This is a genomic window from Bacillus sp. THAF10 (assembly GCF_009363695.1).
Classification (GTDB): domain Bacteria; phylum Bacillota; class Bacilli; order Bacillales; family Bacillaceae_I; genus Sutcliffiella_A.
In genome coordinates this window covers 772,357-786,488 of sequence record NZ_CP045403.1, presented here as the reverse complement: position 1 = coordinate 786,488, position 14,132 = coordinate 772,357, and the positions used below count along the sequence as shown (strand labels likewise).

The 14,132-nt window shown below is 41.0% G+C and carries 16 protein-coding genes; 7 read left to right on the top strand and 9 right to left on the bottom strand.

Annotated features, from left to right (window positions below):
• Positions 1 to 3 precede the first annotated feature (3 nt).
• The 3 genes from FIU87_RS04205 to FIU87_RS04195 are packed head-to-tail and all read right to left on the bottom strand — an operon-like array spanning position 4 to position 2,874.
• Positions 4 to 801 (bottom strand): ABC transporter permease, encoded by a 798-nt coding sequence (locus FIU87_RS04205; RefSeq protein ID WP_152443434.1) that lies wholly within the window; start codon positions 799 to 801, stop codon positions 4 to 6.
• Positions 801 to 1,667: an ABC transporter permease gene (locus FIU87_RS04200; protein ID WP_152443433.1), complete on the bottom strand. Its 867-nt coding sequence runs from the start codon at positions 1,665 to 1,667 to the stop codon at positions 801 to 803. Before FIU87_RS04200 ends, FIU87_RS04205 begins: the two co-directional genes overlap by 1 nt.
• Positions 1,645 to 2,874 (bottom strand): ABC transporter substrate-binding protein, encoded by a 1,230-nt coding sequence (locus tag FIU87_RS04195; RefSeq protein ID WP_253905508.1) that lies wholly within the window; start codon positions 2,872 to 2,874, stop codon positions 1,645 to 1,647. The genes FIU87_RS04200 and FIU87_RS04195 overlap by 23 nt, the downstream gene beginning before the upstream one ends.
• 317 nt (positions 2,875 to 3,191) lie before the next feature.
• Here FIU87_RS04195 and FIU87_RS04190 point away from each other — a divergent pair, with 317 nt between their 5' ends.
• The gene (locus tag FIU87_RS04190; protein ID WP_152443431.1) at positions 3,192 to 3,854 is read left to right on the top strand and encodes a haloacid dehalogenase type II; all 663 of its coding nucleotides are present in this window, start codon (positions 3,192 to 3,194) and stop codon (positions 3,852 to 3,854) included.
• 24 nt (positions 3,855 to 3,878) lie between these two features.
• The gene (locus tag FIU87_RS04185; RefSeq protein WP_152443430.1) at positions 3,879 to 4,091 is read left to right on the top strand and encodes a hypothetical protein; all 213 of its coding nucleotides are present in this window, start codon (positions 3,879 to 3,881) and stop codon (positions 4,089 to 4,091) included.
• A gap of 166 nt (positions 4,092 to 4,257) precedes the next feature.
• Here FIU87_RS04185 and FIU87_RS04180 read toward each other — a convergent pair whose 3' ends face one another.
• The gene (locus FIU87_RS04180; RefSeq protein ID WP_152443429.1) at positions 4,258 to 4,440 is read right to left on the bottom strand and encodes an SE1561 family protein; all 183 of its coding nucleotides are present in this window, start codon (positions 4,438 to 4,440) and stop codon (positions 4,258 to 4,260) included.
• Between the two features lie 150 nt (positions 4,441 to 4,590).
• Between FIU87_RS04180 and yfkAB the strand changes: the two genes are divergently transcribed.
• Positions 4,591 to 5,715 carry a radical SAM/CxCxxxxC motif protein YfkAB gene (gene yfkAB, locus FIU87_RS04175; protein WP_152443428.1) on the top strand — a complete coding sequence of 375 codons (1,125 nt, stop codon included), beginning with the start codon at positions 4,591 to 4,593 and terminating at the stop codon, positions 5,713 to 5,715.
• A 37-nt stretch (positions 5,716 to 5,752) separates the two neighbouring features.
• On the opposite strand, the gene FIU87_RS04170 is transcribed toward yfkAB, so the two are convergent.
• On the bottom strand, positions 5,753 to 6,076 hold the full coding sequence (locus tag FIU87_RS04170) for a hypothetical protein (protein WP_152443427.1): 324 nt from the start codon (positions 6,074 to 6,076) through the stop codon (positions 5,753 to 5,755).
• A 185-nt stretch (positions 6,077 to 6,261) separates the two neighbouring features.
• Positions 6,262 to 7,071 (bottom strand): YfkD famly protein, encoded by an 810-nt coding sequence (locus tag FIU87_RS04165; RefSeq protein ID WP_152443426.1) that lies wholly within the window; start codon positions 7,069 to 7,071, stop codon positions 6,262 to 6,264.
• Between the two features lie 130 nt (positions 7,072 to 7,201).
• Here FIU87_RS04165 and FIU87_RS04160 point away from each other — a divergent pair, with 130 nt between their 5' ends.
• Positions 7,202 to 7,507 (top strand): TIGR04104 family putative zinc finger protein, encoded by a 306-nt coding sequence (locus FIU87_RS04160; protein ID WP_152443425.1) that lies wholly within the window; start codon positions 7,202 to 7,204, stop codon positions 7,505 to 7,507.
• Positions 7,508 to 7,534: 27 nt separating this feature from the next.
• On the opposite strand, the gene FIU87_RS04155 is transcribed toward FIU87_RS04160, so the two are convergent.
• Positions 7,535 to 8,143, bottom strand: a complete 609-nt coding sequence (locus FIU87_RS04155) for a YczE/YyaS/YitT family protein (protein ID WP_152443424.1) — start codon at positions 8,141 to 8,143, stop codon at positions 7,535 to 7,537.
• Between the two features lie 540 nt (positions 8,144 to 8,683).
• Here FIU87_RS04155 and FIU87_RS04150 point away from each other — a divergent pair.
• The 3 genes from FIU87_RS04150 (at position 8,684) to FIU87_RS04140 (ending at position 12,051) form a co-directional block, all read left to right on the top strand.
• Positions 8,684 to 9,106: a pyridoxamine 5'-phosphate oxidase family protein gene (locus tag FIU87_RS04150; RefSeq protein ID WP_152443423.1), complete on the top strand. Its 423-nt coding sequence runs from the start codon at positions 8,684 to 8,686 to the stop codon at positions 9,104 to 9,106.
• Between the two features lie 192 nt (positions 9,107 to 9,298).
• On the top strand, positions 9,299 to 10,711 hold the full coding sequence (gene glcD, locus FIU87_RS04145; protein WP_152443422.1) for a glycolate oxidase subunit GlcD: 1,413 nt from the start codon (positions 9,299 to 9,301) through the stop codon (positions 10,709 to 10,711).
• Entirely contained in the window at positions 10,708 to 12,051 is a 1,344-nt protein-coding gene (locus tag FIU87_RS04140) for a (Fe-S)-binding protein (RefSeq protein ID WP_152443421.1), read from the top strand. Before glcD ends, FIU87_RS04140 begins: the two co-directional genes overlap by 4 nt.
• Positions 12,052 to 12,203: 152 nt before the next feature.
• Here the strand turns inward: FIU87_RS04140 and FIU87_RS04135 are convergent, their stop codons facing one another.
• Together FIU87_RS04135 and FIU87_RS04130 are read right to left on the bottom strand one after the other, a co-directional pair.
• Positions 12,204 to 12,734 (bottom strand): cupin domain-containing protein, encoded by a 531-nt coding sequence (locus FIU87_RS04135; RefSeq protein WP_152443420.1) that lies wholly within the window; start codon positions 12,732 to 12,734, stop codon positions 12,204 to 12,206.
• Between the two features lie 103 nt (positions 12,735 to 12,837).
• Positions 12,838 to 14,100 (bottom strand): cell wall-binding repeat-containing protein, encoded by a 1,263-nt coding sequence (locus tag FIU87_RS04130; RefSeq protein ID WP_152443419.1) that lies wholly within the window; start codon positions 14,098 to 14,100, stop codon positions 12,838 to 12,840.
• Between the last annotated feature and the right edge of the window lie 32 nt (positions 14,101 to 14,132).

Below are 14,132 nucleotides of genomic sequence, written 5' to 3'. Positions count from 1 at the left end.
TTGTCACATCCTGAACAATCTTTTGTTAGGGCGAAGAAGGAAGAATAACCCCTCCATTATTGCTATCACCCCTAAAGGTAACATCGCAAACACCAACGAAAAACTAGCAATCGTTGCGGTGTCCACACTATCAAGAAACGGAAAATAAAGTAAGGCGAGTGTCAACACATTCCCTCCACCAATAATCGCCGTTAAAGCAAACTGACTAAGTGAAATGACAAAAACAAGAAACACAACACTTCTGAAGCTCCCAAGCATCCTTGGAAAATAAACGGAATAATAGGCATAACCACGACTACCACCGAGGGTAACAACCTGTTCTTCCCACTTTTCCCCTAATCGCTCAAAGCCAGCTCGAAATATTTTTATAGAATAGGGGACAGTTGGAAGAAGGTGCACAAGGATAACACCGACTATGGAGTCACTCAAGCCTAATCGAATCATCGCAAGGTGAATGCCCATGACTACTGCAAGACTTGGAATCAAAATCGGCAAAATTAGCACCGTTTCTATCCAGGCCTTCCCCTTAAACGTATAAAATGCAAGCATTCTTGCTGCAGGAAGAGCAATGGCAAAATTTAAAAGGATCACAGCAATCCCAATGAAAATACTTGTAAGGATCGCGCGTATTAACTGTGGCTCAGAAAAAAGGACAGTCCAGCCTCTTAAACTGTACATGCTTGGTAATAATTCTCCCCATTTCCAGCCAAAAGCTACACTATTTAAGATTAGAAGGAGAACTGGGAGGATACAAAAAGCAATCAATCCCAGAAAGCAAAGTTTTTTGATGATATTCTTCATTACTCACTGCTTCCTCTCGATAAATAGTAGCGTTTTTTATTCATTAATGCTGACGCTGCCAATGCAAGCATAAGAATGATGAGTGTGATTAGAATCATGGCCACATAAGCTAATGGTCGTTTGCTCCAATCTCCTTGATAGAACCACTCATAAGCCAATACTGGAACCATTTGAGGATAAGTCGTTCCAAGTAAATACGGCAATTCAAATGCTGAAAACACAAAGGCAAAAACGATAATGCCCGCTTCCACTATGACTGGAAATACCCAAGGCCACTCGACTGTCCTAAAAACATTCCAGCTGTTGCCTCCAAGTGTTTTCACCACCATCGGCAGCTGCTTAGGCATGTTCAAATAGACAGGCAAAAGCAACAGCACGACAAAGGGGACCTCTTTCCAGATGTAAGTGAGGATAATTCCTATCCCTTTTTCATCAGTTATCAAAATAGGAAAGTCACTCGACTCCTGAATGAGTCCACCTGCAAGCAAAAGCGAAGAAAACCATCCTGTTTGTGAAAAAAGTAAAACCATCATATATCCCCACACAAAATGAGGAAAGAGCATCGGAATCCACACGAGCATGCGAGATTCTACATTTTTGAGATAATGATAAATTAGCTTTGTGACTACTAGACCAATAATTAGAGAGGCCAAGGTAGAAATTCCCGCAATATAGAGGCTGTAGCTCAAAGAATCAACAAATCTTTCTTCCTTAAAGATGCCAAGATAATGCTCTATAGTCCATCCGTATGCTCCTGAAATACTCTCTAAAAATGACATAAGCAACCCATACACTACAATTAAACCAATAAACAAAACTGCTGGTAGCAGGGCTAACATTCTTTTATTTTTTGCGTACCACTTCATCCACCCAGTTCTCCTTTATCCAGTTCACATACCCGCTATCCACTTCGGGAAGGATATTTTCTCCCAATTCCTCTGCAGATAAAACAGAAGCTCCCCGTTCGAACTCTTCCAATCTCGCCAAGTCCTCTTCGGACAATTTTTGTGGATCAAGCGAAATGCTCTCCCCCCAATATTCCGGATCATACTTCGCAATTTGTGCATCTGGCGATAAAAAGAAGTTAATGGCTGCCATCGCTCCTTCTTTGTTTGGGCTATTAAAAGGCACAGCCAAATAATGAGTGTTTCCAAGTGAACCAGATTCCATTTTGAACGACCTTGTACTTGAAGGAAAATTCCCTTCAGCAATCAAGCTTTCTGCTCTCGCCTCGTTGTAGCCAAGTGTCATCCAAACCTCTCCCTGACTATACAATCTGTCTAAAGCTGTCAGGTCAGAAGGATAGGTCTTCCCCTCCCGCCACAAATAAGGCTTCAAATCTTTTAAATAGCTCCAGAAGCTTTCTTGCTTCTCCTCTAGCAGCTTTTCGCTATACCCTTCCTCTAACAATTGATCTGGAGATGCCAGCTTTTCGTACATAACCTGACGCAAAAATGCATTCCCCGTAAAATCATTTGCCTCTGGATAAGTGAATTTTCCAGGGTTTTCTTTTACCCATGCCGCTAATTCATCAAAACTCTTTGGCGGGTTTGGCACCTTTTCTTCATCATAAAAATAAACAAACTGCACCTTACCCCAAGGCGCTTCCATTCCTTCCACCTCTGTACCAAAATCGTACTGTATATCTGGACTATCTAAGTCCACGTATTCTTGGGCATTCGGAAGCTTCTCTAAAATTGGGCCAAATAAAAGCTCATTCTCTTTGGCATTTTTAAAATTCTCTCCATTTATCCAGATTACATCGATTGTCCCCTCGTTTTTGCCAGCTCTCTTTTCGTTATATAGCTTTTGCAAAATTTCATTTGTGTCCATTGGCACTCTTTCAAGGGTAATATTATACGCTTCCTTTAATGCAGGGGCTGCCCATTCATCTATGTATCGATTGATTCCATCGTCTCCACCCCACATGAAGACCCTTACCGTCGATCCATCTGCCGTCTTTTCCACTTCACTCCAATCCTTTTGAAGGATCTCCTCTTCGTTTTGCTGACTATTACCTTGACATGCTGTTAACAGCAACATGCCCATTATTAACCACGCTAGCTTTTTCATCCGCATCTTCCCTCTCTTATTTTATGGGTTATGTAAATGCCTTTACTTATCTATAAGAAATACGCTCTATGTACATACAATATACCACTGTTACTAGTACTCCCCAACAAATGATGCTCCCGAAGTAAGCTGGATTACATTTTTGGATACCATACCTTTCAAGGAGATTTGCTGATGGAAAGTAAGGCATAATCTATCTTATGCTAAAATGGAATGAAAAAACGGGTAAGAGAAAGAATGAGTGGCACACAATGGTAGGAGGCCAACACCTGCTGGCACTGGTGACTTGTTAGGATAACAATAAAGGAGGTTCAATTATGACAGCAACCATCAAAGCCTATGTTTTTGATGTTTATGGAACACTTTTTGATGTTCATTCTGTAAAAGAAAAATGCGAAGAATTCTTCCCAAATCAGGGGGAAAGCATTAGCATAACTTGGCGTAAAAAACAGCTAGAGTATTTTTTCCTAAGGCAGATCATGGGGAATTATGAAGACTTTCAAAAGGTCACAGAGGCCGCCTTAAAATATGCATTATCGGAACACAATCAACAATGGACACCAGAAATCGAACATTCTCTAATGGACGCTTATCTGAACCTTTCTCTATATCCCGAAGTGCAACATGTTCTAGAGAAATTACAGAACAAAAAACTGGCCATTTTTTCAAACGGAACAGCTAATATGCTTACTCCATTAGCAGAAAACGCTGGGATTGCTCACTATTTCGATCACATTCTAAGTGTGGATGAGATTAAGCAGTATAAACCATCCCTAGCTTCCTACAATTACGCACTAAAAACGCTAGGCGTAAAAAGAGAAGAGGTATTGTTCCTGTCCTCAAACGGCTGGGACATTGCAGGTGCCAAAAATTTCGGCTTTCACACAGCCTGGATTAACCGCAATGAGTTACCAATGGAAACACTCAATCTAAAACCGGATAAGACGTATAAGAATTTAAACGATATAATGGAATGGTAATATTACCCTTGAAAGGATAAGCACATGAAAATTTGTAGCATGATTAATATCGGAGCAATTATCATCATCTCTTTTTCCGTAATAACCCTTATTATGAGTGTATTCACCGGTAATTTTGGAATCGAAGTAGTAATAGCCTTTCTTGCCCTGTTCAATGGGTTTGTCGGTCTTGGAGTCAGCAGTATTTTGGAACGAATGATAGTAAAAGATCGCGTTAAAACAGGGGCAGGAATGTAGCTTATCGCTTGTTCGCGACAACTTAGGTGAGTTCGAGGCTTAGTTGTCGCGATTCACCCCTTTTCGCGACAACCACCTTGGGATTTCCCTCCATGTTGTCGCAGTTCAACGCTCGGCGCCTCTATAGAACACTACATAAAAAAAACCGGGTAGCATTCACCCGGCATTACCAATCCTTCTTAAATTGATTGTATTTCCCTTCAAGGTCATCAAGCATTTCAATTAAGCGGTCAATATCCTCTACGTCCGTTGATTCTGGATCCAAAGAATCGACTACCTCTAAAAACATGTTCAATCTATTTTTCAAATAATCCATTTGGGAATCTTTATTGTCTGTAGCTTTGCCCATTTATATCGCACCTTTCTTAACTTACTCTAAGTTTGTCTTTATACTAACGCACGGAATCATTTTGAGCAACCATGTGTAAATTTACCGGTCTGTCTATTCTCGTTTCATGATACAATGAGGGGTAAGGTTTTTTTATAAAGGAGATTTACAATGAAAACAACAATCCTACCTCCAATTACACCTTCCTATGATCCATGGGAAGCTTATTTAGATGTGCAAGAATACGGTCAAACAGAATTGACGAATGTGGAATTTACGACAACCACTCTTTGTAATATGCGCTGCGAGCACTGTGCGGTTGGGTATACATTGCAACCAAAGGATCCGAAAGCTTTGCCGATGGACCTTTTGCAGAAGCGTTTGGAGGAAATTCCACGTCTACGTTCCATTAGCATTACCGGCGGCGAACCGATGATGAGCATGAAATCGGTAAACGAGTATGTTGTTCCTTTGTTAAAATATGCGCATGAACGTGGAGTGCGGACACAGATTAATTCTAACCTAACCTTAGATTTAGCAAGGTATGAAAAAATCATTCCTTATTTGGATGTTTTACATATTTCTCATAACTGGGGTACAATGGATGACTTTGTCGAGGGTGGATTTGCCATGATGGAGCGCAAACCAACCTATGAGCAGCGTGCAAAGTATTTTGAACGGATGATTGAGAATTCTAGAGCTTTGACTGCTGCTGGAGTGATTGTGTCGGCAGAGACTATGTTAAATACACGCACTCTTCCTCATATCGAGAACATTCATAAGCAAATTGTCGAGGAAATGCATTGTCAAAGGCATGAGGTGCACCCTATGTACCCAAGCGACTTTGCTAGTGGGATGGAAGTACTGTCGTTGGAAGAAATGCGCAGCGCTATACACCGCTTGCTTGATATGCGTGATGAAAATACGTGGATGCTGTTTGGCACTCTTCCTTTTTACCCTTGCAGCGATAATCCTGAAGATTTAGAGTTACTGAATCGTGTATATAAGGCAAAAAATGTTACGGTGAGAAATGACCCGGACGGCCGCTCACGTTTGAATGTGAATATTTTTAATGGCGATGTGATTGTCACGGACTTTGGTGATACTCCTCCGCTTGGAAATATTCAGGATACAGACCTGCCGACCGCCTATGCTCGTTGGAAAGAGACGTCGATTGCCAAAGAGCTTGATTGTCATTGCCCTGCTGTCGCGTGTCTTGGGCCGAATATTTTAGTGAAAAACGCCTATTATCCTCAAGTAGATTTTTCTTTGCGGGAAACGAAAATAACAAAATAAAAGATGCCTGGGGAAACATGCTCCTCAGGCATCTTTTTTACAAGGAAGGCATTTTCGATTTGAGCTGCCTTCCTTTGATTATATAGTACGAACTAAAGCAAAGAAGCACACTGCCAATCAGACTTAACCCTAGCACCACTACCCCATCAAGCCCAAGCGAGCCTCCGGCGAATTTCCATACTTGGTAGGGGATAAAGAGAATGAGAAACAATATGCCAATCCCCCATAGCAAAATGACGGCATTATGCTTCGCTTCATTGCCAATGTCAGTTGGCGTTCCCTTCATTTCTACCTTCACCATTTTTCTCACAATAATCACCAAACAAATCAAGCCTGTTAGGAGTAATATTAGGTGCATCATGCTGCTGATGACCTCCTTTGTTTTCTTAATTATTCAGACGTTTGAGTGTGGAAAAAGTTTCAGGAAAGCCAAGCGAATTTTGAAGTATTTTTAAAAGGCTGTGTTCCAAACTTCCCCTAGTTCGTCTGCCAACCCCATAAATTAAAGAAAATAACACCAACCTTAAGGCTGATGCTATCTCTCTTTTATCTCGGACGATCAGATGCTGCAAAAATAAAACTTACATGATCCTGCACAGGAATCCATGCACCAATTCCTTGCGAGGTCACATTCTTCACCACAATCTTCATCTCTTTGCCCTTAAGGACTAAGTATACTTCCCCATAAGTGACCTTCCCTTTTTCATTTACCGCAGGAGAGTATGCGTAAAGGTAGCCTAGTTTTTTGACCGGAATGTTATAAACCTGATCCTTTTTCGTCCCTGCACCTACTATAGTTTGAAACGACAATGGCAGCTTCGTTTTATCCATTGCTTTAAGCATCATCATTTCTTTTACATCTTCAGCATCTGCAACCTTAGAGGTTAGTCCACCCTTCACACTTTTTTGCTGCTCTTGGCGGTAATGTAATTGCTGAGGAGCTTTTCCTCCACGGTTGTCCGTATAGTTGGTGTTTATTTTTTGATATTCCCAGTTCACGCTCGTTTCAGTGGACTCGTAGGATAGAGGCCATTGACCAAGATAGATAGTCGCTCGGTACCCAATTGCAACCGGGGACGGAGAGATGTTCGATTCATTCAATATTTTAATCAGCTTTGGGTTTTCAATTTTTACATTAGAAGAGTCGATTAGTTCTTGAGATAGTTCACTTGGCTGCAAATAAGGGACATCCTGTGATGGATTCGGGTACGTATTGTCCTTTGAAATATCCAAAACAGAGTTTGGCACCTCAAGCTTTTTCTTATTATCGTTCACCTTTGTTTCTTCTGCGTGAACACCGCCAAATGTGAATCCTAAGGAAACAAAGAAGACCACTAGCATTTGTAGAAGACGCATGTAAAAAAGACTCCTTTCAGTTAGCTTAAGTTTTATGTACTGTTATCTTTTTCGAAGGCTTGTAAGATTATCCATTGAAAGTGAAACTTTTTTTGTGGGAATAACGTAAGAAAGAACGGAGGGGAAATACATGAACACACCTACATGCATGCAATGTAAGAGACAGTGGAATTGGAAGATGGCGTGGAGAAAGATGTTTACGTTCAAACAAGAAATCATTTGCCCGCTTTGTGGAGGAACTCAATACTTAACGAAGAAATCAAGGAAGAAGCTTGCTATATATCCATTCATCGTTCCATTTGTTAATATACCACTAATATACTATGACGTAGATATTATTGTCTCAGCAATGGTTTATCTGGCGGTATTCTTACTACTTATTTTTTGGATGCCAAACTTGTATGAGCTAAGCAACGAAAATGAACCGCTGTGGTAAAAGTATAAAAAAACACAAGAGCCAACTTTAGCTCTCGTGTCGTAATTTTTTATAGAGATTTTCTAAACGAGGGAAGAAAATCTGGATTAGTGGACCAATTCCAAAGGTAATGATAAAGGTTCCAATTCCAATAGGCCCTTTAAAGATTAGAGCGGCAATAAGCGCACAGACTTCCCCAATTGTTTTGGCAGTCATCATTTTGACCTTCAAACGGTTTTGGATTCCAAGCATTAGATTATCAATAGGAATCACAGGGAATTTTGACTGTAAATACGCAGAGATTCCAATAGCCATAATCGTCATCCCTGCAAGAAGGATTCCTAAGCGCATAATGAAATTTTCTGGCTCCCACTGTGGAAAGACCTGAATAAGCCAAAAATCAATGAAAGCTCCAACAAGAAATATGGTAATAATTGCAAGATAGTCTGGTCTGCTTTTATGCAACCAAGCATTCACTCCGATTAATATAATCCCTACAATGAAAACCCAGCTCCCAACGGTTAGCCCAAATGTCGTAGAAAGTCCCACATTTAGTGCATCCCAGGCACCAGCTCCCATGTTGGATTTAATGGTCAAACTAATCCCAAAGGATAAGACAAAAAGTCCAATCAAGTAAAATAAAGACCGAATAAGCACGCTAATTACTCCTCTACATAATACTTTTCACCTGTCCTACTTTACCATTCTAATCGGAAAACAACAAAATATGAAAAAATAAAAAATAAATCAGAATATTTACAACATTCCGCATATATACTATAATACTCTTATAACGAAGGAGGGATTTAAAGCTCGACAACCTAGAGTGAAGGAGTGATTTTCCGACACAAGCATATAAAAGCTTTTTATTCCTGAAGTTAAGTAAATTTACCTCCTATTGCGTACTTAAATTGTTTCTGTTTGTCCTACATGTTTGGGATCCTGTGCTGCCTACCGCACAGGGTCTTTTTTTGTCTAAAAACAGCAGCAGTTTTCTTAAGTCCTAGAGCCGATTTTTTCTTAAGTTTTTAGCAACAATCTTTTAGGAAAGAGCCTTTAGAAAAGAGCTTTATTTTTTCAGCGTTATTATACCCTGAATTTTTCCTTTCAACTGTAAAACCGTTCTTAATCCTGAGTAAAATTTCGATTAAATTCACACATTAATTGGGAGGCAAATTAATAGAAAGGCGTTGATACATGATGAGCACTGATTTAAAAAGTAAAATTACTGCCATGTTCTCCGATCACCACATTGGAACTTTGGCTACCATTCGACGAGATCGCCCTTATTCCCGTTTTATGCTTTTCTTCCATGAAGAGCTTACTTTATTTTGTGCGACAAACGAACATACGCACAAGATAGAGGACATAAAGACAAATCCTCACGTACATATTCTCCTAGGAATGGAAGGTGGCAGCTGGAGCAGTCCGTATGTGGAGATTGAAGCAGAAGCAAGCTTTGAAAATAATAACGATTATAAGCAAAAATTTTGGAATGAAAAGCTTTCCGAGTGGATCAAGAGCCCAGATGATCCTAATTACCTCCTGTTAAAACTTACCCCCACAACCATCCGTTATTTCGAAAAAGCAGGTGCAGCTGCTGAGGTTTGGGAAGGGTAACATGTTTGCTACTAAACATCTGACTTTGTCAGGTGTTTTTTTATTTTGCTTAAGAAAAACTTCACCCCTGAAAGCACAACTTCTTCCTCCAAACCCACGATTGAAATGTTATACTATTCAAAAAACAATCAAATTCTGAGAGTACCTACATTATGTGAGATGCACTCATTAACAATATAGGGAGGACTTCGTGTGATCACGAAAGAGATAAAACAGAAATTCATCGAAATCGTTGGTGCTGAAAACTACCGTGATAGCATGTCAGAAAAGCTTGTCTATTCCTATGACGCAACTCCTAACTATCAAAGCATGCCTGATGCCATCATTGTTCCTAGAAATACACAAGAAGTTTCCGAGATTGTAAAAGTATGCAACATAAATAAGATCCCTCTAGTACCTAGAGGGTCTGGTACTAACCTTTGTGCAGGGACCTGTCCAACAGAAGGTGGCATTGTTCTTCTTTTTACTCATATGAACAGAATACTAGAATTAGATGAAGAAAATTTGACCATTTCCGTTCAACCTGGTCTGATTACACTAGATTTGATCCATGCAGTAGAAGCCATAGGGTTGTTTTATCCGCCAGACCCAAGCTCCATGAAAATCTCCACCATTGGCGGCAATATCAATGAAAACTCAGGTGGACTTCGCGGCCTTAAATACGGAGTAACAAGAGATTATGTACTGGGCTTGGAAGCTGTGATGCCAAATGGAGACATCATTCGGACTGGAGGGAAGCTAGCCAAAGATGTTGCCGGCTATGACCTTACCCGGCTGTTGGTAGGCTCGGAAGGAACACTTGCCATTGTCACAGAAGCTACGCTAAAGCTTGTTCCAATGCCAGAAACAAAACAAACCATGCTCGCACTCTATCAGGATCTCGAGGCTGCAGCACAAACGGTATCTACCATCATCTCCAACAAAATTATTCCAGCAACTTTGGAGTTTTTGGACCAACCGACCCTTGAAGTGGTAGAAGATTTCGCTAGGATTGGATTACCAACAGATGTGAAAGCTGTTCTTTTAATTGAGCAGGACGGGCCGCAAGAGGTCGTTTTGCGTGATATGAAAAAAATTCAGGAACTCTGCATATCATCAGGGGCAGTTTCAGTAGAAATGGCGCAAACGGAACTAGAGGCAGAAGCACTCCGTACCGCACGCCGCTCCGCCCTTTCAGCGCTCGCTCGGCTAAAACCAACCACTATCTTAGAGGACGCAACCGTTCCTCGCTCTGAAATTGCAAAAATGGTCAAAGCCATCAACGAAATTGCCGTCAAGCATGATGTGAAAATATGTACCTTTGGTCATGCAGGTGATGGAAATCTTCATCCTACAGTGGCAACGGATGCAAGAGACCAAGAGGAGATGGAAAGAGTGGAAGCGGCATTTGAAGATATTTTCGCAAAAGCAATCGAACTTGGTGGCACCATCACAGGAGAGCACGGAGTCGGTATGATGAAGGCACCATACTTAGAGTGGAAGCTTGGCACAGAAGGAGTCTCCGCCATGAAAGCCATCAAGCTTGCTTTTGACCCAAATAATATTATGAACCCTGGTAAAGTCTTTGCGAAGGAAGCAAGAAAACGGGTGGTGGTTTCAGGATGACAACCTCATCAGAAAAAACCTCCATCCAACAAAAATTTAAAGAGCGTATGGATCAAGACGAACTCCTCAATTGTATGCGTTGCGGCTTTTGTCTTCCCTCCTGTCCTACCTATGTCGAGTCAGGCTTTCAAGAGTCACATTCTCCAAGGGGACGAATTGCCCTCATGAAGGCAGTGGTCGATGGGGTGATTGAGCCCGATGAAGATGTGGAACGAACACTTGACCTTTGTCTTGGATGTCGTGCCTGTGAGCCTGTGTGTCCATCTGGAGTCAAATATGGTCACCTGCTCGAGGAAGCTCGTGATATCATCAATCAAAATAAAATCCACTCCCTGCCTATACGGTTAGTAAGAAAGGCTGCATTTGACGGTTTGTTTCCTCACCAAAACCGACTAAGATGGATGACTGGGATGCTAGGAGTCTATCAACGTTCCGGTTTACAAGCGGCCGTGCATAAAGCTGGAATTTTGAACGTGTTGCCTGATAGTCTAGCAACAATGGAAAAAGTGTTACCAAAAGTACCCACTATGAAACAGATGAAAGATCGCCCCACTCAGCTTGCTCCGTTCGCACCAAAGCAAAAGCGCGTCGCCTTTTTCTCAGGCTGTTTAATGGACACTATGTTTCTTGAAACAAACAATGCAACCATGAACCTTTTGCAGCATGCAGGCTGTGAAATTATCATTCCACCCTCCCAAAATTGCTGTGGTGCTCTCCATGGCCATAGTGGTGAGAAAAGCAAAGCAAAGGAACTTGCAAAAAGAAACATTGAAGCCTTTGAAGAACTAGATGCAGATTACATCATTACTAATGCAGGAGGCTGCGGTGCGTTTCTTGTTGATTACGATCACCTCTTAAAAGATGACCCTGTATGGGCAAATAGGGCTGTAGCGTTCAAAGCAAAAATAAAAGACATTTCCGCAGTCTTGGTGGAGCTTGATTTTCACAGAAACCAAAAACTTACTGTTGAGAAGCAGCGCGTCACCTATCAGGATTCCTGTCACCTTCGTAACGTGCAAGGAACCTTTTTACAACCGAGGCTGCTATTACAAGCTGTGAATGGTGCGGAATTCATCGAAATGAAGGATGCCGATCGATGCTGTGGATCTGCAGGAATATATAATATAGTGGAATCTGAAATGTCGATGCAAATTCTTAATCATAAAATGGAAAAAGTAGCAGAAAGTGAAGCAACCACCATTGTTACCGCCAACCCAGGCTGTCTTTTACAAATGAAGCTTGGGATTGAGCGCGAAGGACTTAGTGGTATTTTTCGCGCTGTGCATATTGTGGATTTCCTTTGGGAAGCCTTGCAAAAAGAAAAGGAGAACTCAGCTTGAATGGGCTGATTTCTCCTTTTTTAGTAAAGCACTTTTCTAAAAGATTCATTCATTATTACAAGAAAAGTTGCCACATATTACTTCCTCCACGAAAAGAGCACGGCAGCAACGTTGACTACATGTTGCTTACCTATACGCAGTAGCAACAACCTTTAATTACCTTCCTCTGCATCTATGGCATCCTGCTGGGTTTTATGCACAGTACCAAACGGATGATGTGGAGGTGCATAAATGGAATACAGCTTGAGCGGCTGGTTCCCCATGTTGACAACATTATGCCATGTTCCTGCTGGAATCAGAATGGCATAATCGTCGTAGACCTGTTGCCGGAAGTCAAGATTATTAGGACTATCTCCCATCATTACCAATCCTTGCCCTGCTTCTAATCTTAAGAACTGATCGGTATCTGGATGTATTTCAAGTCCAATATCCCCTCCAACAGGGATGCTCATCAGGGTTACCTGAAGATGCTCTCCTGTCCAAAGGGCCGTTCGAAATGTGTCATTTTGTTTGGTTGCCTCATCGATGTTTAAAACATAAGGATAAGGACCAAAATCCTGAATTGTAATTCTTGGATAATACGGTGATTGGTAAGGCGAGTAATAATGATTTTGTAAACCTCGATAATAATTTGATGCAGGATAAGCGTAGGATGCATTCCAATATTGGTATGGATTGTACATGCTGCTCAATCCCCTTTCCCGGCATGATAATCATAATGTATGCGCTTTGGGAAGGGGAGGTGCCTATATCTTCATTCCTTACCTATCGAACTAGAAAACTTCCCTACTCATTTCCTCCAACACCTAAAAGATTCAACATATCGTCTGGAATGGCATTTTGTCCACCAAGCACATATACACGTCCTTGATGTTTCTGTAAATGCTTTTTGACTTGTTCATTTACCTTCGTTGGATGAACTAATAGTATTTGCGCACCAAATCTACTAGCCAAACTAGAAGCGACTACCGCATCAGGATAATCCGCCTTAGTTGAAGAGGTAGAATTCCCTCTAACAAGAATGACTTTTGGAATTGCTGCAGTTATTTTTTCTGCTGCTTTCACACTTGTTTCATATCTATTGGCACCTGAAACCCGATTTACTTTAATTCCTTGCTTTTCTAGTTTTTTTGTTACACTTTCTGAAATAACAGCAGTTCCTCCATAAACATCCACGGTTTTAATATTTTTTGGAAGGTCAATAGGCATTGTGTCTTTCTTTGCTAGATAAATAGGTGTTCCTGTCAATGCCGCACTTGCGGAAGCAGCTAAGGCATCTGCAATAGTAAGACCATTTGCAATGATAGCATTTGTAACTGATTTAGAAACGCTCATAGATATGTCATTGATTTTTGCAGCTGTTTCATAGCGTGTGTTTCCTGCAATCCGGTGGGTATCATACCCTAGAGTTTCTAGTTTTTTTTCAATTGAACTACTTATTGCCGAGTTTCCACCTAACATATAGATTTTCTTAGGATTTAATCTTTTTATTTCATTAAGCACGGATTGATCAATGCTAGATGATTTGGTTAATAAAATTGGAGCCATTTTCACTCCTGATAAACTAGACGCTGCAAGAGCATCCGCAGGGTTATCCGATCTAGCGAGAATAATAGATTTTTCTGGATGAGGCAATCCCTCCGCAAAAGCTTGCTTTGATACTGCAAGCGCAGTATCTAAACGTGTGCTACCAGAAAGCCGAATAGCTCCCTTCACTTCTTCACCCTTTGTATCTTCGAGATAGACTGTCAATATTTCATGAATATTAGGTGAAAATGGATTGGAAATGGTAAATTGCTGCCCACTATATTCAACTACACCACTATACGCTCCGCTCAAATGGAATTCTCCTGCGCCAAAATAACCCCAAATTACTTCCTCACAATGGTTGGTAGCATTTACACTATTTTCAAAACCGACGTTTGTCATCGGAATGGTCATTTCACAATGCCCGTATGTAATTTCATTGTTTCCGTAAACCTTACCCGTTGTGCTAAAAGAAGTGACCATTAATACTAAGCTTAGCACCATAATTAGTTTTGTTTTCAATTTGTTTCCCTCCTGTTCTCCCTATGTATCGA

Bases quoted from the DNA above. Each gene is read 5' to 3' on its own strand.
- FIU87_RS04205 (WP_152443434.1), bottom strand. From the start codon at position 801: ATGAAGAATATCATCAAAAAACTTTGCTTTCTGGGATTGATTGCTTTT.
- FIU87_RS04200 (WP_152443433.1), bottom strand. From the start codon at position 1,667: ATGAAGTGGTACGCAAAAAATAAAAGAATGTTAGCCCTGCTACCAGCA.
- FIU87_RS04195 (WP_253905508.1), bottom strand. From the start codon at position 2,874: ATGAAAAAGCTAGCGTGGTTAATAATGGGCATGTTGCTGTTAACAGCA.
- FIU87_RS04190 (WP_152443431.1), top strand. From the start codon at position 3,192: ATGACAGCAACCATCAAAGCCTATGTTTTTGATGTTTATGGAACACTT.
- FIU87_RS04185 (WP_152443430.1), top strand. From the start codon at position 3,879: ATGAAAATTTGTAGCATGATTAATATCGGAGCAATTATCATCATCTCT.
- FIU87_RS04180 (WP_152443429.1), bottom strand. From the start codon at position 4,440: ATGGGCAAAGCTACAGACAATAAAGATTCCCAAATGGATTATTTGAAA.
- yfkAB (WP_152443428.1), top strand. From the start codon at position 4,591: ATGAAAACAACAATCCTACCTCCAATTACACCTTCCTATGATCCATGG.
- FIU87_RS04170 (WP_152443427.1), bottom strand. From the start codon at position 6,076: ATGATGCACCTAATATTACTCCTAACAGGCTTGATTTGTTTGGTGATT.
- FIU87_RS04165 (WP_152443426.1), bottom strand. From the start codon at position 7,071: ATGCGTCTTCTACAAATGCTAGTGGTCTTCTTTGTTTCCTTAGGATTC.
- FIU87_RS04160 (WP_152443425.1), top strand. From the start codon at position 7,202: ATGAACACACCTACATGCATGCAATGTAAGAGACAGTGGAATTGGAAG.
- FIU87_RS04150 (WP_152443423.1), top strand. From the start codon at position 8,684: ATGATGAGCACTGATTTAAAAAGTAAAATTACTGCCATGTTCTCCGAT.
- FIU87_RS04140 (WP_152443421.1), top strand. From the start codon at position 10,708: ATGACAACCTCATCAGAAAAAACCTCCATCCAACAAAAATTTAAAGAG.
- FIU87_RS04135 (WP_152443420.1), bottom strand. From the start codon at position 12,734: ATGTACAATCCATACCAATATTGGAATGCATCCTACGCTTATCCTGCA.